Source organism: Neorhizobium sp. DAR64872/K0K18 (genome assembly GCF_050500175.1).
Lineage (GTDB): Bacteria > Pseudomonadota > Alphaproteobacteria > Rhizobiales > Rhizobiaceae > Neorhizobium > Neorhizobium soli.
Genome location: NZ_CP191446.1, coordinates 491,237 through 516,608, shown reverse-complemented (window position 1 = coordinate 516,608; position 25,372 = coordinate 491,237). Strand labels below are relative to the sequence as shown.

The window sequence follows — 25,372 nt, the reverse complement described above, 5'->3', positions numbered from 1 at the left end:
AAAAGCCTCGGACGCCGGTGAACTGACCCCATCAAAGCTGGATACAGCTTTGATGGGCAGCGTACGGACGTGCCGAAGCTTTTTGTTGTGCTGCCAGTTTCTTACTGGGCGCTTTCGTACATTTCTCCGGTGGAGGTGACGATCACCCATTTGCCGTTCTTCTGGGTAAGCGCGGCCAGGCGGCTGTTGTCCGGCAGGACCGAACCGGTCTGAACAATGTACATTCCCCGATCGTCCTCGATCATCGCGCGTCCGTTGGCGACGTGAAGAAGACGGAAGCTGGAGCGTCCAGGGAACGGCTGCTGAGTGCCCGTGTCCTCGCCCTTCGCATCGGCCGAGCCCGCCTTGGGAACTGTTGCCGTTACAAGCAGGTCGGTCGGGTCCTCGGGCGGTCTGCGGGCCACCGACATCGGCGGTACTTCGACCACGTCGCGCTGACGGAAGCTGCGCAGGTCGCGCAGTTGCTCCCAACCCGAAACGTTGACGCCGAACTTATCTTCGTTGAGGAAGACGTACCACGGGAACATGGCGGCGGCGACGGCGAGCAACAACGTGCCGCCCTTCAGCGTGATGTCTGCCGCCGTGGTCTTTTCGTCCGACTTCTTCTTGAAGCGTTTTGCCAGTTTCTGCCGTTGCGTGAATTTCATCCCCAATCCTCATCAACCCCTCTTGAGAGCCGGCATCTGGCCTTGGGCCGCGACATTGCGCAGCGCGATGGCCAGCTCCGCGTAGGCGTCGGCAACGCGCTTGTCGCCGGGCGTCTGCTTCAGCACTTCATAGATCGCGGGCACCTGCCTCACCGCCATGTCGAGATCGGCATCGGTCCCTTGCCGGTAGCCACCGATCAGGCGCAGATCGCGGGTTTCCTCGAAGCGATGCATCAGTGTTTTCAACCGCATGACCAGTTTCTCCTGGTCGGGCGTCCAGGCTTTTCGGGCGAGACGCGAGATCGACGACAGGGGATTGATCGGCGGGTAGCGACCTTCGTCGGCGAGACCGCGCTCCAGCACGATGTGGCCGTCGAGAATGCCGCGGGCGGAGTCGGAGACCGGATCGTTGTGGTTATCGCCGTCGACGAGGACGGAAATGATGGCGGTGATCGTGCCGCTGTCTTCGAGGCCCGGCCCTGCCCGTTCCAGCAGTTTGGGCAGTTCGGTAAACACCGAAGCCGGATAGCCGCGCGAAATCGGCAACTCGCCGCCGGCGATCGCGACTTCACGCACCGCATGCGCAAAGCGCGTCACGCTGTCTGCGATGAACAGCACGTTTTCGCCCTTGTCGCGAAAGTGCTCGGCAATGGTCATGGCGATCAGCGGCGCCATCTTGCGCAGCATCGGGCTTTCATCGCTGGTGGCCACCACGGCGATGGATTTCTTCATGTTCTCGCCCATCGTGTCTTCGATGAATTCGCGCACCTCGCGGCCGCGTTCACCGACCAGCGCAATCACGACGCGGTCGAACGCATCGGCGCCGGCCATCATCGACAGGAGCGTCGACTTGCCGACGCCCGAGCCTGCGAAAATGCCGAGACGCTGGCCGAAGCAGAGCGGCGTGAAGATATCGATCGCCTTGACGCCGGTACGGAAACCTTCCTCGACACGGCGGCGGGACATGGATGGCGGCGCGGTACTCATGATCGACCGCGCCACGTCGCCCTGCACGAGCGGGCCGCGGTCGTCGATCGGCCGGCACAGCGCATCGATGGCGCGACCACACCAGCTGTCATGCGGGGATACCTTGAACTCACCGATGCGCAGAACACTGTCACGGATGCCGATCGGCTCGCCCGGTTCGATCGGGCAGATGAGAACCTGGTCGGACTCGACCTTGATCACCTGGCCGAGATGCGTACCAACACTGCTGCAATGCTCGACGAAGTCGCCCAGCCTGACATGTTTCGAAAGGCCGCTGACGGTGTAATAGGTCGCGGAAATTGCGGTGACCACGCCGCCCGGTGCAAACGCAAAGGCCGGCCCGGTGTGGCGCCCAACAAGGGCTGCCAAGAGATCGAGCTTGTTTGCCGGGCCGTGAACTGTCTGACTTGCGGTCATGGGGGATCGTTTTCCGGCTTACTGGCTACCGCCCAAGGTCTTGATGGCCTCGGTGAAGCTGCTGTCTGTGGAGCTGAGAAGCGAGGAAATGCTTTCAAAATTGCGGCTGATCGAGATCAGCTCGGTCATCTGGCCGATGCCGTTGACGTTCGACTGCTCGATAAAGCCCTGCATGACGCCGACGTCGCTGTTGTCGACGACCGGCTGTGCCGGTGACGACGGCAGGACGCCGCTGTTTTCATAGCGCAGATAGCCCTTGGAAAGATCGGCCTGGAAGAGACCCAGCGAAGCGACAATCCTGCCGTCCTGCATGATGCGGCCATCGGTGCCGACCGAGGGCGGGCCGCCGTTGCGGTCGAGCTGGATGGCGCCACCGCCGGCATCGAGAACCGGATAGCCCCGGATTGACTGGAGTTCGCCCGTGTCTGCCATGGTGAAGCGTCCGTCACGGGTCAGGACCTGGCCCGCCGGCGTATCGATCGCCATCCATGCGTCACCCTTGACCGCAAAGTCGAGAGGGTTGCCGGTCTGCTGCAGTTCTCCCGATCTCGTGGAGAGGTAGTCGTTGCCCTGCGACACGAAGGAGACCGACGCGGAGATGTTGTTGTCGATTTTGGCGAGCATCTGGTCGAACTTTACTTCGGTCGCCCGGAAGCCGACGGTGTTCATGTTGGCCATGTTGTCCGCGACGGTCGTCAACCGCCGCTCAAGCGCCATTTGGGCCGACAGGCCAACATAAATACCAGATTGCATCGATGGATCTCCTGAGATGAAGCGGCTCCTACCATCGAGGAATCGCCGAGCGGCCTGAACCGGCCTTCGTGCGCATTCAAACAGGGGTTGCTTGTGTGAAGCTGATCGAAAATGCGAAACGGCGGCGAGGCCGCGATAGCCAGCTTCACGCAAGGCTACCCGCCTAGATGTTCCGCTGCATTAATGACGGCGGATACACATCAAAATGATGATCATTGTGGGTTTCATAATCACTATTGGCTGCGTGCTTGGTGGCTTCATGGCCATGGGCGGCCATCTCAATGTTCTGTTCCAGCCTTTCGAGCTGGTGATCATCGGCGGCGCAGGCCTGGGCGGCTTTATCATGGCCAACCCGATCAAGGTCGTGAAAGACAGCGGCAAGGCACTGGGTGAAGCCTTCAAGTTCGCGGTTCCCAAGGAGCGCGAATATCTCGACATCCTCGGCGTTCTCTACGCACTGATGCGCGACCTCAGAACCAAGCCGCGCAACGAGATCGAAGCGCATATCGACAATCCGCAGGAATCGTCGATCTTCCAGACGGCTCCGACGGTTCTGAAAAACAAGCAGCTGACCGTGTTCATCTGCGACTATGTTCGCCTGATCATCATCGGCAACGCCCGCAGCCACGAGATCGAGGCGCTGATGGACGAAGAGCTGGAGACGATGCTGTCGGACAAGCTCAAGCCCTATCATGCGATTACCGCAATGGGAGACTCCTTCCCGGCCATCGGTATCGTCGCCGCCGTTCTCGGTGTCATCAAGGCCATGGGCAAGATCAACGAGTCGCCTGAGGTCCTCGGCGGACTGATCGGCGCCGCACTGGTCGGCACCATGCTCGGTATCATTCTCTCCTACTGCGTTTGCAATCCGCTGACCTCGCAGATCAAGGTCGTCCGCACAAAGCAGCATCGCCTCTACACGATCGTCAAGCAGACGCTCATCGCCTACATGAACGGCTCCGTACCGCAGGTCGCTCTCGAATACGGTCGCAAGACCATCGGCAACGGCGATCGTCCTTCGATCGACGCCGTCGAGCAGGAGATGATGAACCCCGGTGGTGAGAGCAAGGCGGCCTAACGATGAACAATCCGTCGAGCGAAGTCACTAAGCCGATTGACCAGATCGTCCTTGCGCGGCTGACAGGCAGCCTGGGTGACGTGAAGACGATTGCCCATTGCTGCAGCGATGTTGCGGCCCTGCAATGCCAGCTTCTCGGCGATGTCGTCCAAGAGGAAATGCAGCTCGACATCGGCGTCGAATATGCCGGCCACGTCTCCGGTCTGCGCTCTCAGGTCATCGCGGGGCTTGGCTCGGGTTACACGCTTGTCAGCGCCAGTCAGCGCAACTGGTGTACCCATTTCGTGATCGCCACCCGGAACAGCCTGCCGATCGCCATGATCGCGCAGCTGCTCGGCGATACCGACCAGCCTTCTGACGACACGCGCACGTTGACGTCTATCGAGGGCGATATCGCATCGCTGCTCGTTTCGCGGATCGCGGGCGTGCTTCGCCTCGGCCTCGGCCCCAAGGGGGAGTTCGAGCCGGTGCTGTCGCCATGCTATCCGATCACCGACTACGCCCGGCAATCGCTGGAGATCCCCGACTGTTTCGCAGCCGCGGTCCGGCTTCAGGTCAAGCTTGGATCGCTGACGGGGGAGGTCGTGATCGTCATTCCGCAAAGCGTGTTGCTGAAGACGACGATCACCCGTCCTTCCGGACAACTGGCAAACAGTCTTCCGGCGCCGGCCGACGCCGTTGCCGATCACGTGCTGCGCTCGCAGATCGATCTTTGCGCGCGCATCAAGCTCACGCCGCTCAAGCTTGGCTCAATTGCCAGATTGAAGCCTGGTGATACCATACCGTTCGAAGACATCGGCGACATTGGGGTCGATATGGATGCGAACGGGAAACTGATCTACCGCTGCGAGTTCGGCCGGTCCGGCGACAGCTATTCCGTAAAGATAAAATCCAACGTCTCTCCAGACGGCAATATACTCAAAAAAATTCTCGATAATTGACGCGGCGCTTCCGCGCCCGGCAGCTTCAGACAAGTTTCGATGTGGATAATAGATCATGGCTAGAAAAACGACCGTCAAAAACGAACTGACTGAAGATCCGATCGCTTCGAGCAGCCTGGATCTGGAACACGCGATCGACGACCTACGTGGCGCATTGAAGGCGGACGAGGACGGCACGCTGCTGTCGGCTGATCCGTTCGCGTCACCGGCTTCAGATTTCGGCAGCGACAGCTTCGGTTCGACGGATTTCGGAACGAGTGACTTTGGCTCGACCGATTTCGGCGGCAGCGATTTTGGTGGTGGCGACCTTGGCAAGTCCGACTTCGGAGCCAGCAGCTTTGGTGGTGGCGCAAGTGCGATGCCGAGCTTCGGATCCGACACGCATGGTGAAAGCCTCGAGGCCAATCATGACCTCATCTTGGACATTCCGATCGATGTCCAGATCGTGCTCGGTTCAAGCCGCATGCCGGTCAAGGGTCTGATGAGCCTCAAGGAAGGCACGACGATCACGCTCGACAAGAAAATCGGCGAGCCGGTCGATATCACCGTGAACGGTCGCCTGATCGCCCGCGGCGAAATCACGCTTCTCGAAGACGACGATACACGCTTCGGCGTAAAGCTCACTGAATTGTCAGGAGCTCCCAAGAGCTAAAATGAATTTAGCGTTTTAGGACAAGCCCATGATGGACTTCGATACCTTTAGTGACAACCTGCCCGGCCAGCCGCTTTCTCAGGCAGAGAAAGCGGCTGCGGTTCTGCTCGCAATGGGAACGGGCGTTGCAGGTAAGCTGCTGAAGTATTTTACCCAAGCCGAACTGCAGACAATCATTGCCTCCGCGCAGAGCCTGCGCGCCATTCCGCCAGACGAACTGACCACTCTCGTCAACGAGTTCGAAGACCTGTTCACCGAGGGAACAGGTTTGATGGACAACGCCATGGCGATGGAAAAGATTCTCGACGAAGGCCTAACGCCGGAAGAGGTCGACGGACTGCTGGGAAGACGCACCGCGTTCCAGACCTACGAGGACAGTCTCTGGGACCGTCTTCAGGACGCCGATCCGGTTTTCATCTGCAAGTATCTCGGCCGCGAACATCCGCAGACGATCGCCTACATCCTTTCGATGCTGCCTTCCGCCTTTGGTGCGAAGATCCTGGTCGAACTGCCGGAAAGCCTGCGTGCCGACATCATGAAGCGTGCGGTGAACCTGAAGAACGTCAATCCGCAGGCGGTGCAGATCATCGAAAAGCGGATCGCCGATCTCGTCAACGAAATCGATGCCGAGCGGAACTCGACCGGCCCGGTCAAGGTCGCAGACCTGATGAACCAGCTCGAAAAGCCGCAGGTCGATTCCCTGCTCGAATCACTGGAACAGGTCAGCCAGGAAGCAGCCCAGAAGGTTCGGCCGAAGATCTTCCTGTTCGAAGATCTCATGGTCATGCCGCAGCGCAGCCGTGTCATCCTGCTCAACGATATCGCGGGCGACATCCTGACGATGGCGCTGAAAGGTTCGTCGGCACCGATGCGCGAATCCGTGCTCGTCTGCCTCAGCCCACGCCAGCGCCGCATGGTCGAATCGGATCTTGCCGCCGGCGGTACGATCAACCCGCGCGAAGTGGCGCTTGCCCGCCGCGCGATCTCGCAGGAAGCGATCCGGCTTGCCAATTCCGGCCAGATCGAACTCAAGGAAAAAGAAGCACCGGCAAGCGAAGCGGCCTGATTGCCTCCGCTGCCGGACGCATCCAACACCGAAATGCCCGCCTCGTGCGGGCATTTTGTTATCCTTCGCCATCTCGGATGCGGTCAAGCATAGCCGGGACACGATGGAAACTATGCTCGCAGCGCCGCGAATCGGTTAAGGCTTTCGCGCTCGCCGAGCTGGACGAGTATGGGGAGATGTCGCGCTTTCGTGGGCCGACATGCTGAATGCCACTGGGAGAGATCGATGTCGAATAAGCGCATATTGCTGGTCGGAGCCGGATTGTCGGGCGCCGTCATCGCCAGGAAACTTGCGGAGGCCGGTCATTCCGCTGTCGTTCTCGACGAGCGCGCCCACATCGCCGGCAACTGTTTTACCGAGCGTGACAGCGATACGGGCGTGATGGTGCATGTCTACGGACCGCACATCTTTCATACCGACGATGAGCCGGTCTGGGATTATGTCAACCGGTTCCAGACCTTCATGCCCTATGTCAACCGCGTGAAGACGACCAGTGGCGGGCGCGTGTTCCTGCTGCCGATCAACCTGCACACGATCAACCAGTTCTTCGGCAAGACGCTGCGACCCGACGAGGCAAGAGAGTTCATCGCGTCGCTGGCCGATACGTCCATCGGTGAGCCGAAGACGTTCGAGGAACAGGCTTTGAAATTCGTCGGCCGTGATCTCTACGAAGCGTTCCTGAAGGGCTACACAGTCAAGCAATGGGGCTGCGAGCCGAGCCAGCTGCCGGCCAGCATTTTGAAGCGTCTGCCCGTCCGTTTCAACTATGACGACAACTACTTTTTCCATCGTTTTCAGGGCATGCCTGAGAACGGCTATACGGAAATGGTCGAACGCATCCTCAATCACGAGCGCATCGAGGTCAGGCTCGGGACCCGTTTCACCCGGCCAGATGCCGCTTCATTCGACCATGTCTTCTATTCGGGACCGCTTGACGGTTACTTCGACTTCGAACTGGGTCGGCTAGGCTATCGGACGCTGGATTTCGATCGCTTCAGCTACAACGGCGACTACCAGGGCTGCGCCGTGATGAACTACGGCGATCTCGACATTCCCTATACCCGGATTACAGAGCACAAGCATTTCTCGCCTTGGGAAACTCATGAGAAGAGCATCTGCTACCGGGAATATTCGCGCGCCTGCGGACCAAGCGACATCCCCTACTATCCGATCCGCATGGCCGACGAAAAGGCCCTGCTCGAGCGCTATGTCGAGCTGGCCCGGACGCAGCAGAACGTGACATTCGTCGGCAGGCTCGGCACCTATCGTTACCTCGACATGGACGTGACGATCCGCGAGGCCCTGGACACGGGGGACGCCTATATCAACGCCCTGCAGGGGAAAGGCGCGCTCGGAGCGTTTTTCGTTAATCCGTAGAGAGATCGTCAGAGACAACCATGTGTCTAACAGTTGGGGCGCGGTTATAAACCGCGCCCCAACTTCGTTTAGAGAGTGCCGGGAAGACCAGAGAGTCTGTGGTCTCCCCGTTAGTCGCAATCAGTAGGTTTTGTACGCTGCAATAACGGCCTCAACCTGTGCAGTGTTCAGTGCCTGAAGCTGCGATGACGACAATGCAGCCATGTGGGTGCTGTCGAGACCGGCGAGTGCGTCCGTGGAGAAGCCGGCGACCGCCTTCAGGCCAATAGCAGAGATCTCGTCGGTGGAGAACAATCCGAGCTCTGTGGCGTCCAGCGTACCTACCTGGGCGGAGCTCAGACCAGCGATCTGCGTGCTGGTCAGCGCTGTCACCTGATCGGAAGACATAGCGCTGAACTGGGTGGATGTCAGTGCTGCAACCTGTGTCGAGCTCAGAGCCGCAATATTGTCCGTGCTCAGCTTGGTAACATCCAAGCCACCGATCGCCTTTTTGCTGATCGCAGCAATATCGGTGGTCGAGAAGGTCGCGAGCTGGCCCGAGGACAAGGCGGCAAGCTGGGTCGACGAAAGTCCCGCAACCTGTGTCGAGGTCAGAGCTTCCGCATTGGCTGTCGTGAGACCGGCGATTGCGTCAGAGGAAAGGCCGGCAAGAGCCTTGGCGCTGATGGCCGCAATTTCGTCGGTGGAGAACAGCGCAATTTCTGTCGAGTCCAGAGTTCCTACCTGGGCGGAGCTCAGACCAGCGATCTGCGTGCTGGTCAGCGCTGTCACCTGATCGGAAGACATAGCGCTGAACTGCGTGGCTGTCAGAGCTGCAACCTGCGTCGAGCTCAGAGCCGCGACATTTGCCGTGCTGAGCTTGGTAAGATCCAAGCCACCGATCGCCTTCTTGCTGATCGCAGCCATATCGTCGGACGAGAAGGTCGCGAGCTGGCTCGAGGACAAGGCGGCAAGCTGGGTCGACGAAAGTCCTGCGACCTGTGTCGTGGTGAGGGCTTCCGCGCCGCCTGTGCCAAGACCGGCGATTGCGTCAGCGGAGAGGCCGGCAAGAGCCTTGGCGCTGATGGCAGCAATTTCGTCAGTCGAGAACAGTGCAATCTCAGTCGAATCCAGAGTTCCCATCTGGGCGGAGCTCAGACCAGCGATCTGCGTGGTGCTCAGCGCCGTCACCTGATCGGAAGACATAGCGCTGAACTGGGTGGATGTCAGTGCTGCAATCTGCGTCGAGCTCAGAGCCGCAATATTGTCCGTGCTCAGCTTGGTAACATCCAAGCCACCGATCGCCTTTTTGCTGATCGCAGCCATATCGTCGGACGAGAAGGTCGCGAGCTGGCCCGAGGACAAGGCGGCAAGCTGGGTCGAAGAAAGTCCTGCAACCTGCGTCGTGGTCAGGGCTTCCGCGCTGCCTGTGCCGAGACCGGCGACTGCGTCAGCGGCGAGGCCAGCAAGAGCCTTCGCGCTGATGGCAGCAATTTCGTCGGTGGAGAACAATGCAATTTCTGCAGAGTCCAAGGTCCCTACCTGAGCGGAGCTCAGACCGGCGATCTGCGTGCTGGTCAGCGCTGTCACCTGATCGGAAGACATAGTGCCGAACTGCGTGGCTGACAGAGCTGCAACCTGCGTCGAGCTCAGAGCCGCGACATTTGCCGTGCTGAGCTTAGTAAGATCCAAGCCACCGATTGCCTTCTTGCTGATTGCAGCCATATCGTCGGACGAGAAGGTCGCGAGCTGGCTCGAGGACAAGGCGGCAAGCTGGGTCGAAGAAAGTCCTGCAACCTGTGTCGTGGTCAGGGCTTCCGCACCGCCTGTGCCGAGACCTGCGATTGCGTCAGCGGAGAGGCCACCGAGGGCTTTGGCACTGATGGCAGCAATTTCGTCGGTCGAGAACAATGCAATTTCTGTGGAGTCCAAGGTCCCTACCTGGGCGGAGCTCAGACCAGCGATCTGCGTGGTGCTCAGCACCGTCAACTGATCGGAAGACAGACTGCCGAATTGCGTGGCCGACAGCGCAGCAATCTGAGTCGAGCTGAGAGCTGCGATATTGTCCGTGCTGAGCTTGGTAACATCCAGCCCGGCAAGAGCCTTTTTGCTGATCGCAGCCATATCGTCAGACGAGAAGGTCGCGAGCTGGCCCGAGGACAGGGCGGCAAGCTGGGTCGAAGAAAGTCCTGCGACCTGTGTCGTGGTCAGGGCTTCGGTGCTGCCGGTGGTGAGGCCGGCGATTGCGTCAGCGGAGAGGCCACCGAGAGCCTTGATACTGATGGCCGCAATTTCGTCGGTGGAGAACAAAGCAATTTCTGCAGAGTCCAGGGTCCCTACCTGAGCGGAGCTCAGACCGGCGACCTGCGAGCTGGTCAGCGCTGTCACCTGATCGGAAGACAAACCGCCGAATTGCGTCGCTGACAGCGCTGCAACCTGCGTGGAGCTGAGAACTGCGACATTGTCGGTGCTGAGCTTGGCAACATCCAGGCCAGCGATCGCACTCTTGCTGATTGCGACGATCTGCGTGCTATCAAGAGACCCGATCTGCGCAGTTGAGAGCTCAGCAACCTGGCTGCTGTACAGACCTGCCACCTGGGCGGTGGAGAAGCCATCGAGCTGTGCAGAGCTGAGAATTTGGATCTGATCGAGGCTCAAGCCCGCAAGTGACTTTACCGAAATGGCGCTCATATCCGCTGAATCGAAACGAGCTAGGCCGTCGGTCGTTAGGGCGGCAATCTGCGATGAGGTGAGGGATTTGATTTGAGCACTGCTCAAAGCATCGACATCTTCCGAGGTCAATCCCGCGATCGTGGTCGTCGATAGTTTGGAAATCTGCGTATTGGATAGGGAAGAGATGATCGTGGTCATGGACGTGTCCTTGATGTCGTTAACGAGAGGTCACGCCTATCTGCCGTCAGACACCCACACACCTGGCGGCAATCCGACCTTGCGCAAATACAGCGAAACAAAAGGGGACATGGCTCACGTGAACCTCGGCGTCGGAAAGGCATCATGCAATTCGAGCCAGAACATAGCTCGGATTTCCCACGCTCACTTGTGCGAAAACTTGAACGCTGTTTTCGCGCCCTAAAATATTTAGCCGAGAATTCTTAAATGAGGCTTAACAAGGGCACAGGCATAAAGTGTTGGCGCTCCGTCCGACACATTGTTGGGTTAATCCAGCGATGCCTGGAGCTTTCCGCTGCTGCGAGCAAGAACAGTTGGTAGGCATGATAGATTCGAAATTCATGAATTACCAAAGTCACTTGGCCACGGCTTATTTTGATTAAAAATGCATCCACTACAAATACGGTTACCCACATGAACCGAGAGATTGCAGCTCTTAAGGTTAAAGAACAGATATCAGGCGCTGCTGCGAAAAAACTCAGGCGCTTTCTCCAATACTAACGGCTACTGCACCAACCACGTTTAATCTTCTGCTATTTCGTCGGAGAATTAAGCGATGTGACATACATGGACATGCTGCATAAGACGACCGTCCTCTGGAGCAAAGGTCCTGGATAATCTTATCACGTAGTACGCGACATCGTCGCGCGCGCCACTGCACGTCTGGATTGCCCTCACCCTGCTTCGCGACCGCAATAACAAGCCCGACGCAAGCTAACCCCGATAATTACAAGGATAAGACGCGTGGAGTGCGTCAATCGTCAGCACCGCTGCCTTGGAACGGGATGGTCATGAACGCCAATATCGCACCTGCAACTGCCCAGGCTTCGCCCTTCGCCAGTATTCTGGAGAAGGCGCAGAACCAGCAACTCTCGCTCGGCGATCTGTTCCAGGTTGCAGAAGCGCTCAATTCCAGCGGCCAGCAGGCGCGCGCCGTCGAGGTCTACAAGGTGTGGACCGCCTTCAACGAGACCCACCCGCTTTTGCATGTCGCCTATTTCAACTACTCCGTGACGCTGCGACAGCAGGGCGACAATGCCGGCGCCATTCTCGCCTTGCAGGCGGCCAACAGGCTCGATCCGCTTTTCGGCCCGGCCCACATCAATCTGGGACGTACGCTCGAAGATTCCGGCCTCATCAATCAGGCACTCCAGAAATGGCGCACCTATATCGATCTGACCGACGAAGTCATTCCTGACCGCATCAACAACCGCCTGATGGCCATGCAGCATACCGGCCGCGTGCTCGAAAACGCAGGTCGGCTGGATGATGCGGAATCCATCCTGTGGCAGGCGATCGAACTGCAGCCAAACAAGACGGAGGCCGGCCAGCACTGGAGTTCGATTCGCCAGCGCCAGTGCAAATGGCCGGTTCTGACTACGACATCGCCGCATGTGACGCCGCGCCAGCTTCTCGATGCGATGTCGCCGCTGACGCTGTCGTGCTATTCGGACGATCCGATGTTCCAGCTGGCCAAGGCCTATCGCTACAGCAAGCAGCTTATCGGCGGGCCGTTCGACCTCAGCGCCTTCCCCCGCAAGGCGGCCAAGAAAAAGACCGGAACCGGGCAGCGTCTGCGCATCGGTTATCTCTCATCAGACCTTCGCGACCATGCCGTCGGTTTCGCATTGCGTGAAGTGCTCGAGTTGCATGACAAGGATAGCGTCGAGATCTACGCCTACTATTGCGGCGAGGCCCGCACCAACGATGCCACGCAAGACCGCATCAAGGCGGTCGCCGACCAGTGGCGCGATATTGCGGCACTTGGCGATGCGGAAGCGGCGAAGACCATCCGCGCCGACGAGATCGATATCCTGATCGACGTCAACGGCTATACGAAAATGGCCCGTGCGAAAATCTTCGCCTACCGTCCGGCACCGGTCATCGTCAATTTCTGCGGCTATCCGGGATCGATCGGCAGCCCGTTCCACCAGTACATGATTGCCGACGGTCACATCGTGCCACCGGAAAACGAGATCTTCTACACCGAGAAGGTGCTGCGGATCGCCTGCAACCAGCCGATCGACCGCAAGCGCGTAATCGCCCCGACGCCGAGCCGCATCGATGCCGGACTGCCGGACGGCGCCTTCGTCTATGCCTGCTTCAACGGCATGCAGAAGATCACATCGGACTGCTTCAATCGCTGGATGAAGATCCTGTCGGCAACGCCCGGCAGCGTCCTCTGGCTGCTCGCGGGGGACGAGGATGCCAATGTGCGGCTGCGCCAGCTGGCCGAGAAGCAGGGGATCGCGGCAGAACGGCTGATCTTCGCGCCGAAAGCGCCGAACGCCAATCACCTTGCCCGCATCGCCTGTGCCGATCTCTTCCTCGATACATTCCCCTACGGCGCGCATTCGACGGCGTCGGACGCCATCACCATGGGTCTTCCGATCCTCACTGTGTCGGGCAACGGCTTTGCCTCGCGGTTCTGCGGCAGCATTGTTGCCGCCGCCGGCATTCCGGAGATGATCTGCGCCACACCGGAGGAGTATGTCGCGCGCGCCATCGGCTTTGCGCATGACCGCGAGAGCCTGCGCGCGATCAGAACGTCGCTCTGGGACAAGCGCGACACGAGCGCGCTTCGGGACATGCCCGGCCTCGCGCGTCGGCTGGAAGAACTCTACTGGCAGATGCAGGGCGAGGCCGAGCGTGGGGAGACGCCGGTGCCTGATCTTCGCAATCTCGACATCTATTACGAAGTCGGCGCGGAGCTCGTTCTCGAGGGGATCGAGTTCGAAACTGCCGATGCCTACCGGAAGCGCTACACATCGAAGCTGGCATATCAGAACGAATATGCGCCGATTCCCTACGACGACCGTTTCTGGAAACAAAACAAGGGCTGAACTGTCCTGACCCGGCTGTTCTCGATCGAGAGCGTCCGGGTTTTCGGCAGTCTCAAAGGCTCAAAATCCATTTTTAAAATCAAATGCCGCATCAAGGATCATAGCGTATGACCTCGACCATTTCCTCCCTGAGTGCCTCTCAGGTCAGGTCCCTCTCAACGGCAAGCGTCGCTGCGTGGACCACGGAAGATGTCGCATCGCTTTCGACCAAGCAGATCGCTGCGATGTCGTCCTCGCAGATTGCGGCCCTTGATGTCGAAGACGTCGACGTGATGAACACGGTGCAGCTCAATGCCATTTCGCAAAATGCGATCATCGGCCTGACGCTGGACCAGTTGTCCATTCTCAACGGGAACGAAATCGCCAGCCTGAGCACGAGACAGGTTTCCTCACTGTCGACCGCACAGATCAGCAGCCTTTCGGACGATCAGGCCGAGGCTCTGACCTCCGTCCAGGTCGGCGCCCTCACCTCGGAACAAATCGCGGCCCTTACACCGGACGAGATCGCAACATTTTCGACCGCCGACATGGCTGCGATCAGCGCGAAAGGTGTGCGCGGCCTGACATCGACGCTGATCGCCGCACTATCGGAAGAACAGGTTGCAGCGCTCAACACAGCGGCGATTTCCAATCTGGCCACGAGCCAGATTGATGCCTTTTCCGCCGATCACCTTGCAGCGCTGAAGACAATCCAGATCGCCGCTCTCGGCGGGTCGCAAATGGGCGCATTGACCAGCAACGATATCGCGGCGCTATCGACGGATCAGGTTGCGGCGCTCAACACGAGGGCGATCGTCGGTCTCAACACCGATCAGATTGCTGCTCTGTCGATCGACCAGGCCGAAGCGCTATCCTCGGTCCAGGTAAAAGCGCTGACCTCGATCCAGCTCGCGGTTCTGAGCGCAGAGGCGATCGAAACGTTTTCGACAGCGGACATCGCATCGATCAGCAGCAAGGCGGTCTCCGGTCTGACAACCGACGTGATCTCAGCCCTGTCCGAACAGCAGATTGCCGCCCTGACCGTGGGGACGGTTGCGAAGCTTTCGGCAACGCAGGTGGCAGCGCTCTCGTTCGATCAGTTCACTGCCATGGCAACAGCGCAGATCGCAGCGCTCAGCGCAACGCAGATCACCGCAATCAGCACGGGGACCATAGCCGAATTTTCCACGCAGCAGATTGCAGCACTCGGAACCGCGACCGTTGCCAAGCTTTCGACGGTGCAGATTGCAGCACTTTCCGAAGATCAAGCGGAAGCGCTCTCCTCGGTCCAGGTAAAGGCCCTGACCTCAACGCAGATCGCAGCCTTCAGCGATTCGGCAATCGCCACCTTCTCGACCGACGATATCGCTGCCATCAGCAATCGTGGCATTGCGGGGCTGACCGTCGAGAACATTGCAGCGCTGACAACCGGACAGATCGCTTCGCTCAGCACGTCCGCCATTTCCAACCTCGGCACGGACCAGATTGCCGCCCTTTCGGTCGAACAGGCCGAGGCCTTGTCTTCGGTCCAGATCAAGGCGCTGAGCTCGAAGCAGCTTGCCGCACTGTCGCCGGAGGCAGTCGCGACCTTTACCACCGCCGAAATCGCCGCGATCAGCAGCAAGGGTATCGGCGGCCTCAGTTCGGATGCGATCGCAGGACTTTCCATCAGCCAGGTCGCGGCTCTCGGCACGGGTGCGATCGCCAAGCTTTCGACAACCCAGATCGCCACCCTTTCGGCCGAGCAGGCGGATATCCTATCCACCCTGCAGATCGCGGCACTGACCTCGAAACAGCTTTCAGCGCTTTCCCCCGAGGCAATCGCGACGTTTACGGCCGCAGAAATCGCGACGCTCACCAACAAGAGCATCGGCGGCCTCAGCACCGATATCATTGCGGCACTCACGACAGCGCAGATCGCCGCTCTCGGGACGAGCGCGATTGCCAACCTCGGCACGCAGCAGATTGCGGCACTGTCGACGGATCAGGTGGCTACGCTTTCGGCGGCTCAGGTGAAGGTCCTGTCTTCCAAGCAGGTTTCTGCGCTGACGGAAGACGGTATCGCGACACTGTCGACGAACCAGGTGGCAGCACTGTCAACAGGTGCCATCAAGGGCTTGGTCGCGGACCAGATCGGTGCAATGTCGACCCGGCAGGCCGAAAGCCTGACGTCGGCACAGGTCGGCGCCCTGTCGTCGAAACAGCTCTCGGCGTTCGACGATGATCACATCGCCACCTTCTCGACGCTCGATATTGCAGCAATCGGATCGAGCGCGGTTGGCGGGCTGTCGGAGGATGCGATCTCGTCGCTCTCCGCAAGCCAGATCGCAGCGCTTGGGACAGGTGCCCTGGCGGCACTTGGTACAGGCCAGATCGCAGCTTTTGCGACATCCCAGATCGGAGCGTTGAGCACCCAGCAGATCGCCGCCCTGAAACCGACACAGATCGCAGCGCTCGGCGCGAGCGACATTGCGGTTCTCTCCACGGCGCAGGTCGCCGCACTGAGCGCCTCCGCAGTGGCAGCGCTTGGCGTCGATCAGGTCGAGGCTCTCACATCCGCACAGATCACGGTGCTCGGCTCCAAGCAGATGGCGGCCCTGACATCGACGCAGGTCGCAGCGCTTGATACCGCCGACATCGCACGGCTATCTTCCATGCAGGTCGCAGCCCTCAGCGCCTCCGGCGTTGGGGGTCTCAGCACCAGACAGCTCGCCGTTCTGTCGGTCGATCAGGCCGAAGCGCTGAATTCCAATCAGATCGGTGCACTCACATCCTCGCAGCTTGCTGCACTCGGGACCGACGACATCGCGACATTCTCGACCAAGGAGATTTCGGCGATCGGTTCGGGCGCAATTTCGGGTCTGTCCACGTCAACGATCGCCAGCCTGTCGAGCGAGAAGATCGTGGCGATCAGCACAGCCGGTATCTCCGGCATGACGACACGGCAGGTCGATGCCCTGAGCGCTGGTCAGATCGCGATCCTTTCCACCAAGCAGGTGTCGGCGCTGACCTCGCTGCAGGTCTCTGTTCTTGAGACTACAGATATTGCCGCTCTTTCCTCGAGCCAGGTGAACGCACTCAGTTCCACCGGTGTTGTCGGCCTGACCACGAGCCAGATTGCCGCGCTCTCCTCGGATCAGATCGCAGCGCTGTCCACCCGCCAGGCTGCGGTTCTGAGCTCGTCGCAGATCGTGGCGATCATCTCCAACAATATCGAGGCGTTTTCCGCCAAGAACCTCGGCGTGATCAGCTCCAGCGCGGTTGCCGGGCTTTCAACATCGGTGATCGCTGCTCTTTCGACCGCAGCCATCGCGGCGCTCAGCACGAACGGCATTTCCGGACTGACGACGAAACAGGTGGATGCGCTGACATCCGACCAGGTTTCGGTCCTCACCACGAAGCAGCTCGCGACACTGACCTCGGCGCAGGTCGGTGCTCTCGGCGCCAGCGACGTGACCGTGCTGACGACCTCCCAGATCGCGGCGCTTAGCGCGGCGGGTGTCGCCGGGCTTTCGACCGGCCAGCTGAGTGCGTTGAGCACGGCGCAGGTCGAAGCCATGACGGCCTCGCAGGTCGGCGCGCTCAGCTCCAAGCAGCTTGGAGCGCTCGGCACCGACGACATCGCCACATTCTCCACCGCAGATATCGCCGCGATCGGCTCGGACGCCATTGCCGGCCTCTCCACCGACATGATCGCGGCACTGTCGGTCGACCAGGTCGATTCGCTCAGCACAGCCGGCATAGCCGGTCTCAGCACCAGGCAGATCGACGCCATGGACTCGGCGCAGATCGAGGCGCTGACAAGCAAGCAGGTCGCGGCCCTCAATTCCCGGCAGGCGACGGCGCTCGACACTGCCGATATCGGCAAATTCTCGACGCAGGATATTGCAGCGATCGGCTCCGACCTCATCGTCGGGCTTTCGACCGCCGTCATCGCAGCACTCACCACCGATCAGGTCGCAGCGCTGAGTGCAGCCGGACTGTCCGGGCTGTCAACGAAGCAGATCCAGTCTCTGACAAGCGACCAGATCGGATCGCTCTCATCGTCCCAGATTGCGGTTCTCAACTCCAAGCAGATCGCAGCGCTGGATACGGAAGATGTCGCGGCCCTTTCGGCCGGCCAGATCGCCGCTCTGAGTTCGGGCGGCGTTACGGGGCTTTCGAGCGCGCAGATCAGCGTCCTTAGCACCGCTCAGGTCGAGGCCTTTACGGCGACCCAGGTTGGCGCCTTCAGTTCATCGCAGATTGCAGCGCTTGGCGCCGACGATCTTTCGACCTTCTCGGAAGCCGATATCGCCGCGATCAGCTCGGCTGCGATGCAGGGTCTGTCGACCGCGACCATCGCGGGCTTTTCGGCAGACCAGATCGAAGCGCTAGGCACCGCCAATATCGCCGGCCTGACGACGGCTCAGGTCGGGGCGATGAGCACGGATCAGTTGTCTGCGCTGACCACGAGCCAAATCAAGAACCTGACCTCGCGGCAGATTTCGGCGCTCGGCACATCCGGGATCGCTGCCTTCTCCCACGATCAGATCGAAGCGCTCAACACGGCCGCCATCGCGGGGCTGACAACGGCCCAGATGAGCAGCATGAGCAGCGATCAGATCGAAGCTCTGACGTCCGTTCAGGTTGCCATGCTGAGTTCGACGCAGATCGCATCGCTTGGCACGGACGATCTGGCGACATTCAGCACTGGCGATCTTTCGGCGATCAGTTCGTCGGCCATGCAGGGGATCTCGACAGCGACGATTGCAGGCTTCTCCGCCGATCAGATCTCTGCACTCGGCACCGGCGGCATTGCCGGGCTGACGACGGCCCAGATCAATGCCCTGAGCACCGATCAAGTCGGCGCACTCACCACCGGCCAGCTTTCGGCCCTGACATCGAGGCAGGTGGCAGCGCTCGGCACCGACGACATTCTTGCCATCTCGGCCGATCACATTTCGGCGCTCAACCCGTCGGTGATCGCCGCTTTCTCGACGGTCCAGATCGCAGCGCTCAGCACGAGCCAGTCGGAGGCACTGACATCCAGCCAGATCGCCACCTTGAGCTCAGGCCAGATCGCAGCCTTCGGACTTGACGACATCGAGACATTCTCGACTGCAGACATCGCCGCCATCACGTCCAAGGCCGTTCCCGGCCTGTCGACGTCGATGATTGCGGCACTTTCGACCGACCGTATCGCGGCCTTGAGCGCCGACGGCATTGCAGGCCTGTCGACCGCCCAGATCAATGCCCTGAGCGTGTTGCAGGTGGAAGCCCTGACGACTGCACAGTTCTCGGTGATGACGTCCCGCCAGCTTGCGGTGCTCGGCACGGACGATCTGGCGATGCTGTCGCCGAACGACATCGCGGCGCTTAACACAGGCGCGATATCAGGCCTCTCGGCGACCCAGATTGCCGCCTTGACGGTCGATCAGGTGGAGGCATTCACCTCCGATCAGGTGGGCATGCTCACATCCACACAGCTTGCCGCGCTTGGCCAGGACGATATCGAAGCGTTCTCGACCAGTGACATTGCCGCGATCAGTTCGAAGGCGATGCCTGGCCTTTCCACAGCAATGCTGTCGGCGTTTTCGGTCGAGCAGATCTCCGTGCTCGGTACCGGCGGCATTGCAGGACTTTCGACGGCGCAGATCGCCGTCTTGAGTTCGATGCAGATCGAAGCTTTGACGACCACGCAGATCGCGGTTTTCACGTCCAAGCAGATTGCAGCGCTCGACACCGGCGATCTCGCCGTTCTCTCGAGCCAGCAGCTTGCGGCCATCAGCTCGGCCAGCGTCGGCGGACTTTCGACGGCAACGATCGGCGCCTTCACGACGGAGCAGATCGCGGCCTTGAGCCCGGCTGCGATCTCGGGTCTCTCCACCAGCCAGATCAACGCCATCAGCGTCGATCACCTGGAAGCGCTGACGACCGACCAGGTCGGCGCCCTGACCTCCAAGCAGATGGCCTCGCTCGGCACAGACTATATCGCAGCACTTTCGGTCGAACAGATCGCAGCGATCGGTGCCGGCGGCATTTCTGGTCTCGGCAGTTTTCAGATCGCGGCTCTCAATACCGAGCAGATCGACGCGTTTACGACAAGCCAGATTGCGGCGCTGAGTTCCGGCGCGCTGATGGGGCTCTCGTCGGAAGATTTTGAAACCTTCTCGACGGCGGATCTGGCAGCGATCAGCTCATCCGCAATCAAGGGCCTTTCGACCGGCTTTATTGCCGCGCTTTCTAACGATCAGATTGCATCCTTGAGTGCCGGCAGCGTCGGCGGCCTGACAAGCCTGCAGATCGACGCCATGAGTTCGCAGCAGATCGACGCGCTTTCGACCGAACAGCTTGCGGGCCTCAGCGCCAACGGACTTGGGGGGATTTCGGCAGACGATTTCGGCACGTTCACACTCGAAGAGCTGGCCGTTCTCAACCCGACTTCGATCAAGGGACTGCCGGTCAGCATCATCGCAGGTCTTTCCACGATCCAGATCGGCGCGCTGACGACCAGCCAGGTGGCCGGCCTCGGCTACAACCAGATTGTCGCCATGAACACCGATCAGCTCGCCGCATTGTCGGTCGATCAGGTCGGGGCGCTGGGCGCGCTTCAGGCATCGGGCATCGGCGCCGACGATATTCTCGGCTTCACCACCGAGGAGATTGCCGCCTTCAGCACCGGTGCGATCTCAAGCTTGAGCACGCTGGTCATCGCGTCGCTCACCACGGCACAGGCAGAGGCCCTCACACCGCTGCAGGTCAACGCGATGACGTCGGCACAGATTTCCGCACTGACGGATGCGGGCCTTGCGACATTCTCGGCCGAAGACATCTCGCTCATCAGTGCCTCGGGGATCTCCGGCATATCGACGGCAGACATCTCGCATCTGACGAGCGACCAGCTTGCGGCGTTGATCGATACGCAGATGGGATCGTTGAGCCCGGACCAGATCTCCGCCGTGATCGCCCGCTATGTCGCGTAAGTAAGGTTCACCGCGTCGCGGTGAACCGCTCGACGGCCGTTGGGTTCAAAGCATCTGTGAGAAACCGGTAAACCTTGCGGCGCGGCACGGGCGGACAGATGCCACCGCGCCGTGCTTCTGCTAAGCTTGCTGCCGATGAAGCAGGAGTTGGCTCTTGTCCGACGATCAGGATAAAGACAGCAAAACCGAAGACCCGACTGGTAAAAAAATCCAGGACGCGATGGACAAGGGCAACATCGCGATCTCGTCCGAGGTGGCGATCTTCGCCTCTACGCTTGCCTTCTACATCTACCTGATCTTCTTCCTCCCGCAAAACACCGCGCATCTGGCTGAGGTTCTTAAAGATCTGGTCGAACGCCCCGAACAGTGGCGCATCGATTCGAGCGCGGACCTAGTGTCGCTCTGCGCCTATGTGCTGCTTCAGAGCGCCTATTTCATGCTTCCGGCAGCCGTCCTGTTCATGGGCTTCGGGTTGCTTGCGTCGGCAGGTCAGCACATGCCGTCGTTCATTCTCGAACGAATCAGGCCGCAGTGGAACCGGATCTCGCCGATGTCCGGGTTCAAGCGACTTTTCTCGATGCAGGGCATGGTCCATTTCGGCAAATCGCTGATCAAGATCGTCGCCGCCGGCATCATCATGTACCTGTCGCTGCGCAACGAGTATTTCAAACTGCTCGATTCGATCTTTTCCGACCCGCAGACGCTTTTTCCGATTCTGGCGCGAATCATCAAGAAGATGATCATCGTCGTTCTGGCCTGCACGTTTCTGGTTGCTGCACTGGATATCGCCTGGACGCGTTTCCACTGGTTTACCGAGCTTCGGATGACCAAGCAGGAAATCAAGGACGAGATGAAGCAGTCGCAGGGCGACCCTTTCGTCAAGGCCCGGCAGCGTTCGATTGCCCGTGATCGCGCCCGTCGGCGCATGATCAACAGCGTTCCGCGCGCCACACTGATCATCACCAACCCGACCCATTATGCGATCGCATTGCGCTATGTCGCGCAGGAATCGGAAGCTCCGGTCGTGGTTGCCAAGGGCCAGGACCTGATTGCGATGCGAATCCGCGAAATTGCTCAGGAGCACGGAATACCGATTTTTGAAGACCCACCGCTCGCCCGTTCCATGTTTGCGCAAGTCTCGGTTGATAGCGTCATCCCATCGGTTTTTTATAAGGCGGTCGCTGAACTGATCCATCGGATCTATGCGGGACGTCGTCAGAACAAACGGATGCGCTGACAGAATGAAAAAATGCTCCTATTCCGCCGTACGTGAAGAAATTCTCGCAAAGGCCATCGGCCCGCTTGCATCCGAATTACGGCTCATCGATGCGGCCGATCTCATTTCGCTTTTGCGGCTTGAGTATCATGCCAATATCTCGGACCTCGTCTCTTCGGCGGCCGAGCTTTATTTCCATCCCGGCACCGTGAATTTCGGCGTCGGTGGCGACTATCATCTCGACTGGGATACGCACCCATCGGTCACGCTGGACCTGGAGATCAAGCCGCGGGGCGTGACGATCCATGCTCAGCTGACGCTTCAGGCCGAAAAGGCGAGCGTCGAAATCAACTACATCAGCTTCCTTTCGCCCTCGGCCAATCCTGACGAGAACACCCGGTTTCTCGAGCGCAGTCTTCAGGACGCAGCCTTCGTACCGTCCATGCGCGGTTTGGCCGGCATGGCCGCCACGGCGAACTAAAAGGCGTCGTACCGCGGATCGTAAAGCTCCGCTTAACCGGGTCTCTGGTACATATGCTTGATTCGGCATTTGACTGCCGAATCAAGCGGCGATGCCCGGGAATGAAGCCCGATCTTTAAGGGTGAAGACCATGACTTCGACGACGCTGTCGACCTATACGAGCTATCTGATCGTCAACCGCGACATGAAGTCGTCGCTTGACCGCGTCGCCAACCAGGGCACGGTCGCTCGCGATACCGAATATTACGAAGCCAATATCGACAAGGTGACGACAGCCGACGAATTCGTCGATGACTATCGACTGTATTCCTATGCGATGAAGGCCTATGGCCTTGAGGAAATGACGTACGGAAAGGCCTTCATGAAGAAGGTCCTGGAGAGCGATCTCAGCGATACTGCAAGCTTTGCCAATTCGCTGACCGACAAGCGCTATGCGACCATGGCGGCAGCTTTCAACTTCGGCACGAAGACCGCCGAGGCGCAGACTTCGGTTCAGGAAGATAATCTCGTCAAGGCGTATCAGGATTCCTTCGATCAGGAAGAAAAGGATATCCAGTCCGAGGTCGACTATTACAGCAAGGCCATCGCTAATATCACCGATGTCGACGACCTCCTGTCGAACAGCCGGCTGAAGACATATGTGCTCGATTCATTCGGGCTCGATGCCAAGTACACGTCCACCAGCTATCTGAAGCAGGTGTTGACCAGCGATCTCGAAGACCCGAACAGCTTTGCCAACCAGACCGGCAGCGACAAGTTCGTGGCGCTAGCCGAAGCGTTCAACTTCCAGGCTGACGGCACGGTCGCAGACGGCGACAGCGCCCAGACGAGCGGCCAGATCGAATCGCTGAGGCTCGATTACGTCTACAACAAATCGACGTTCCCATCCGATACGCTCGCGGCCGCCAACCAGACCTATTGGGAAACCAATATTGCCTCGATGACCAGTGTCGACGAGTTGGTCGACGACCCCCGGATGGTCGAGTATCTGACCACGGCCTTCAGCGTCAAAGTGCAGTTCACCTCCACGATCCGGTCGCTGCTGACCAGCGATTCGGCTGCAGCGACGCTTGGCTATACGGGCGTCAAGGCGATGTTCAATTTCCAGAGCGACGGTTCGATCGCCACTGGCGAGACCGCTCAGAACCAGACCCAGCTGGCGTCTACCAGCACCTCCTACCAGACAGCCTTCAAGGCCAACCAGGAAGATGCGGTCACCAATGCGGTCACCAACTATCAGACGCGCATCTCCGAGGTGAAAAGCGTCGATGACTTTCTAAGTTCGAATAAAGACGACGACGACGATACCAATGACGATGTGACGGAGATCTGGGACGTCGCGCTGCGCGCCTATGGGATCGATCCGGCCGATGTCAGCAAGAGCCGGCTCAAGGATATTCTGGCAAGTGATCCGAACGACCCGAAGAGCTATGTCAACCAGCTGAAAGACGACCGGTACGTCAATCTGGTCAAGGCGTTCAACTTCGACGCGGAAGGCGATATCGACACGCCTCTCCTCGTCCAGTCAGCCAGCGTCATCAGCAATTTCGCGACAGACTACAAGACGGAACAGCTCAAACTTCTCAAGGGCAGCGCTCGCGAGAAGGCTGAGGAAGCTGCCGACAAGGAAATCGACTACTACAATACCCAGATGCAGACGATCACCACGGCCGCCGAGCTAATTGCCGACGACCGCCTGGTGTCCTTCGTGCTCGAATCGAAGGGGATCGATCCCAAATCGGTCACCAAGGACGAGCTGAAGAACATGTTCTCGTCCGATCTCGACAATCCCAAAAGCTATGTGAACAGTCTTGCCAACGGCGTGTTTGCTGAGATCGTCGCATCGTTCAACTTCGATAGCGAAGGCAACCTTTCTGCGCAGCCCGTGGGCACGATCCAGCAGCGCGGCGACGTGCTGGCGACCGTCAATAACTACAAGCAACAGACGCTTGAAGAGCAGGAGGGGGAATCCAACGAGGGCGTGCGGCTGGCGCTGTATTTCGAGCGCAAGGCGGCGGACGTTACGAGCGCTTATACGATCCTTGGCGACACGGCGCTTTTCGAGTTCTTCAAGACGACGTTCAGCATGTCCGACTACATATCCAACATGGATACGGATCAGCAGGCGAGCATGATCGAGAAATACGTCGACATCTCGAAGCTTCAGGATCCGGACTACGTGACCAAGTTGATCAAGCAATACACGGCGCTCTACGATTCCGAGAACAGTTCGACGACATCGCCGGCGCTGACGCTGCTCACAACCACCGGCACGACACGCATCAGCTCCGATACGCTGCTTGCCGTCGCCCAGCTTTCATCGAAATAGAGACTTCAGTGGATGTAGCCGAGGCGGATCGCCTTGGCGATCGCCTGGATGCGGTTCACGGAATTGAGCTTGATCGTCGCGGAGCCGAGATAGGCGTTGACGGTGTGAACGGAGAGGCCAAGCTTCTCGGCGATCTCTTCGCTGATACGACCGTCGCCGGCCAGTTGAAGACACGCCACTTCCCGTTCGCTCAAGGATTCGGCCGGCACGCTTCGACGCTCATCGAGTGCCAGAAGGTCCATCATGACCTGACAACTTCTAACGTGCTGGTCGATGATCAGATTGCTGCCCAGCTCCAGCGAGCCCGACAAAAACGTGACGTAGCCATTCCCGAGAGCACCCAACCGCACCGGGAATGCAATTCCTGACGATGGCATGATCCGGTCGTCGATCTTGCGCACGAGCGAGGAAAAATCGCCGGCCTCGCTATAGGCCCCTTTTTCCGTGCCGGTCCACACGATCGGCAGGATCGACATTTCGATATGATCGAGAAACATATCGCCGTAGGAGCTCACGAGTACGCCCTGATGCTCCCCGCTTCCGGCGCCCCAGTTGTCCAGCTCGCAGACCAGCTTGCGCTTGTTGGGAAGCCCGGCGCCGGTAACACGAAACACAGCAAAGTGCCGCGCCTTGAGGTTCCTCTGCATGGCGACGAGTTTGGGAAATATGTCAGAACGACTGGAGGCACGCTGAAGACGCAGATACTGGATGCTGCCCGGTCCATCTGACGTTCCACCGCGGGAAAAGCCCAT

At 59.5% G+C, this 25,372-nt stretch carries 15 protein-coding genes; 10 read left to right on the top strand and 5 right to left on the bottom strand.

Annotation, left to right across the window (positions count from 1 at the left end; genetic code table 11):
* Positions 1-101: 101 nt before the first annotated feature.
* From ACQY1P_RS07870 to flgF, 3 genes are read right to left on the bottom strand one after another with little or no spacing between them, the layout of a single operon-like run.
* Complete coding sequence (locus ACQY1P_RS07870; RefSeq protein ID WP_062579093.1) at positions 102-647, bottom strand: hypothetical protein; 546 nt, start codon at positions 645-647, stop codon at positions 102-104.
* 12 nt (positions 648-659) lie between these two features.
* Positions 660-2,051 carry a flagellar protein export ATPase FliI gene (gene fliI, locus ACQY1P_RS07865; RefSeq protein ID WP_430255970.1) on the bottom strand — a complete coding sequence of 464 codons (1,392 nt, stop codon included), beginning with the start codon at positions 2,049-2,051 and terminating at the stop codon, positions 660-662.
* A gap of 18 nt (positions 2,052-2,069) precedes the next feature.
* The gene (gene flgF, locus ACQY1P_RS07860; protein ID WP_062453816.1) at positions 2,070-2,804 is read right to left on the bottom strand and encodes a flagellar basal-body rod protein FlgF; all 735 of its coding nucleotides are present in this window, start codon (positions 2,802-2,804) and stop codon (positions 2,070-2,072) included.
* Between the two features lie 205 nt (positions 2,805-3,009).
* On the opposite strand from flgF, the gene motA reads away from it, so the two are divergent.
* The 5 genes from motA (at position 3,010) to glf (ending at position 7,918) form a co-directional block, all read left to right on the top strand.
* Complete coding sequence (gene motA, locus ACQY1P_RS07855) at positions 3,010-3,882, top strand: flagellar motor stator protein MotA (protein WP_062453817.1); 873 nt, start codon at positions 3,010-3,012, stop codon at positions 3,880-3,882.
* Positions 3,883-3,884: 2 nt separating this feature from the next.
* Positions 3,885-4,823, top strand: coding sequence for a FliM/FliN family flagellar motor switch protein (locus ACQY1P_RS07850; RefSeq protein ID WP_430255968.1), 939 nt, complete (start codon positions 3,885-3,887; stop codon positions 4,821-4,823).
* Between the two features lie 55 nt (positions 4,824-4,878).
* Positions 4,879-5,475 carry a flagellar motor switch protein FliN gene (fliN, locus tag ACQY1P_RS07845; protein WP_062453819.1) on the top strand — a complete coding sequence of 199 codons (597 nt, stop codon included), beginning with the start codon at positions 4,879-4,881 and terminating at the stop codon, positions 5,473-5,475.
* Positions 5,476-5,503: 28 nt separating this feature from the next.
* Positions 5,504-6,541: a flagellar motor switch protein FliG gene (fliG, locus tag ACQY1P_RS07840; RefSeq protein ID WP_062453820.1), complete on the top strand. Its 1,038-nt coding sequence runs from the start codon at positions 5,504-5,506 to the stop codon at positions 6,539-6,541.
* Positions 6,542-6,766: 225 nt separating this feature from the next.
* The gene (gene glf / locus ACQY1P_RS07835; protein WP_430255966.1) at positions 6,767-7,918 is read left to right on the top strand and encodes a UDP-galactopyranose mutase; all 1,152 of its coding nucleotides are present in this window, start codon (positions 6,767-6,769) and stop codon (positions 7,916-7,918) included.
* A 120-nt stretch (positions 7,919-8,038) separates the two neighbouring features.
* Here glf and ACQY1P_RS07830 read toward each other — a convergent pair whose 3' ends face one another.
* Complete coding sequence (locus ACQY1P_RS07830) at positions 8,039-10,768, bottom strand: beta strand repeat-containing protein (protein WP_430255964.1); 2,730 nt, start codon at positions 10,766-10,768, stop codon at positions 8,039-8,041.
* A gap of 830 nt (positions 10,769-11,598) precedes the next feature.
* On the opposite strand from ACQY1P_RS07830, the gene ACQY1P_RS07825 reads away from it, so the two are divergent.
* The 5 genes from ACQY1P_RS07825 to ACQY1P_RS07805 all read left to right on the top strand — a co-directional run bounded on the left by ACQY1P_RS07825 (position 11,599) and on the right by ACQY1P_RS07805 (position 24,620).
* Positions 11,599-13,650, top strand: a complete 2,052-nt coding sequence (locus ACQY1P_RS07825; RefSeq protein ID WP_113166251.1) for a glycosyl transferase — start codon at positions 11,599-11,601, stop codon at positions 13,648-13,650.
* A 107-nt stretch (positions 13,651-13,757) separates the two neighbouring features.
* Positions 13,758-20,594 carry a beta strand repeat-containing protein gene (locus tag ACQY1P_RS07820; RefSeq protein WP_430255962.1) on the top strand — a complete coding sequence of 2,279 codons (6,837 nt, stop codon included), beginning with the start codon at positions 13,758-13,760 and terminating at the stop codon, positions 20,592-20,594.
* 154 nt (positions 20,595-20,748) lie between these two features.
* Entirely contained in the window at positions 20,749-21,831 is a 1,083-nt protein-coding gene (flhB, locus tag ACQY1P_RS07815; RefSeq protein WP_062453826.1) for a flagellar biosynthesis protein FlhB, read from the top strand.
* A gap of 4 nt (positions 21,832-21,835) precedes the next feature.
* The gene (locus tag ACQY1P_RS07810) at positions 21,836-22,291 is read left to right on the top strand and encodes a hypothetical protein (RefSeq protein WP_062453827.1); all 456 of its coding nucleotides are present in this window, start codon (positions 21,836-21,838) and stop codon (positions 22,289-22,291) included.
* Between the two features lie 130 nt (positions 22,292-22,421).
* Positions 22,422-24,620, top strand: coding sequence for a DUF1217 domain-containing protein (locus ACQY1P_RS07805; RefSeq protein ID WP_430255960.1), 2,199 nt, complete (start codon positions 22,422-22,424; stop codon positions 24,618-24,620).
* A 5-nt stretch (positions 24,621-24,625) separates the two neighbouring features.
* Here ACQY1P_RS07805 and visR read toward each other — a convergent pair whose 3' ends face one another.
* Positions 24,626-25,372, bottom strand: a complete 747-nt coding sequence (gene visR, locus ACQY1P_RS07800) for a transcriptional regulator VisR (RefSeq protein WP_062453829.1) — start codon at positions 25,370-25,372, stop codon at positions 24,626-24,628.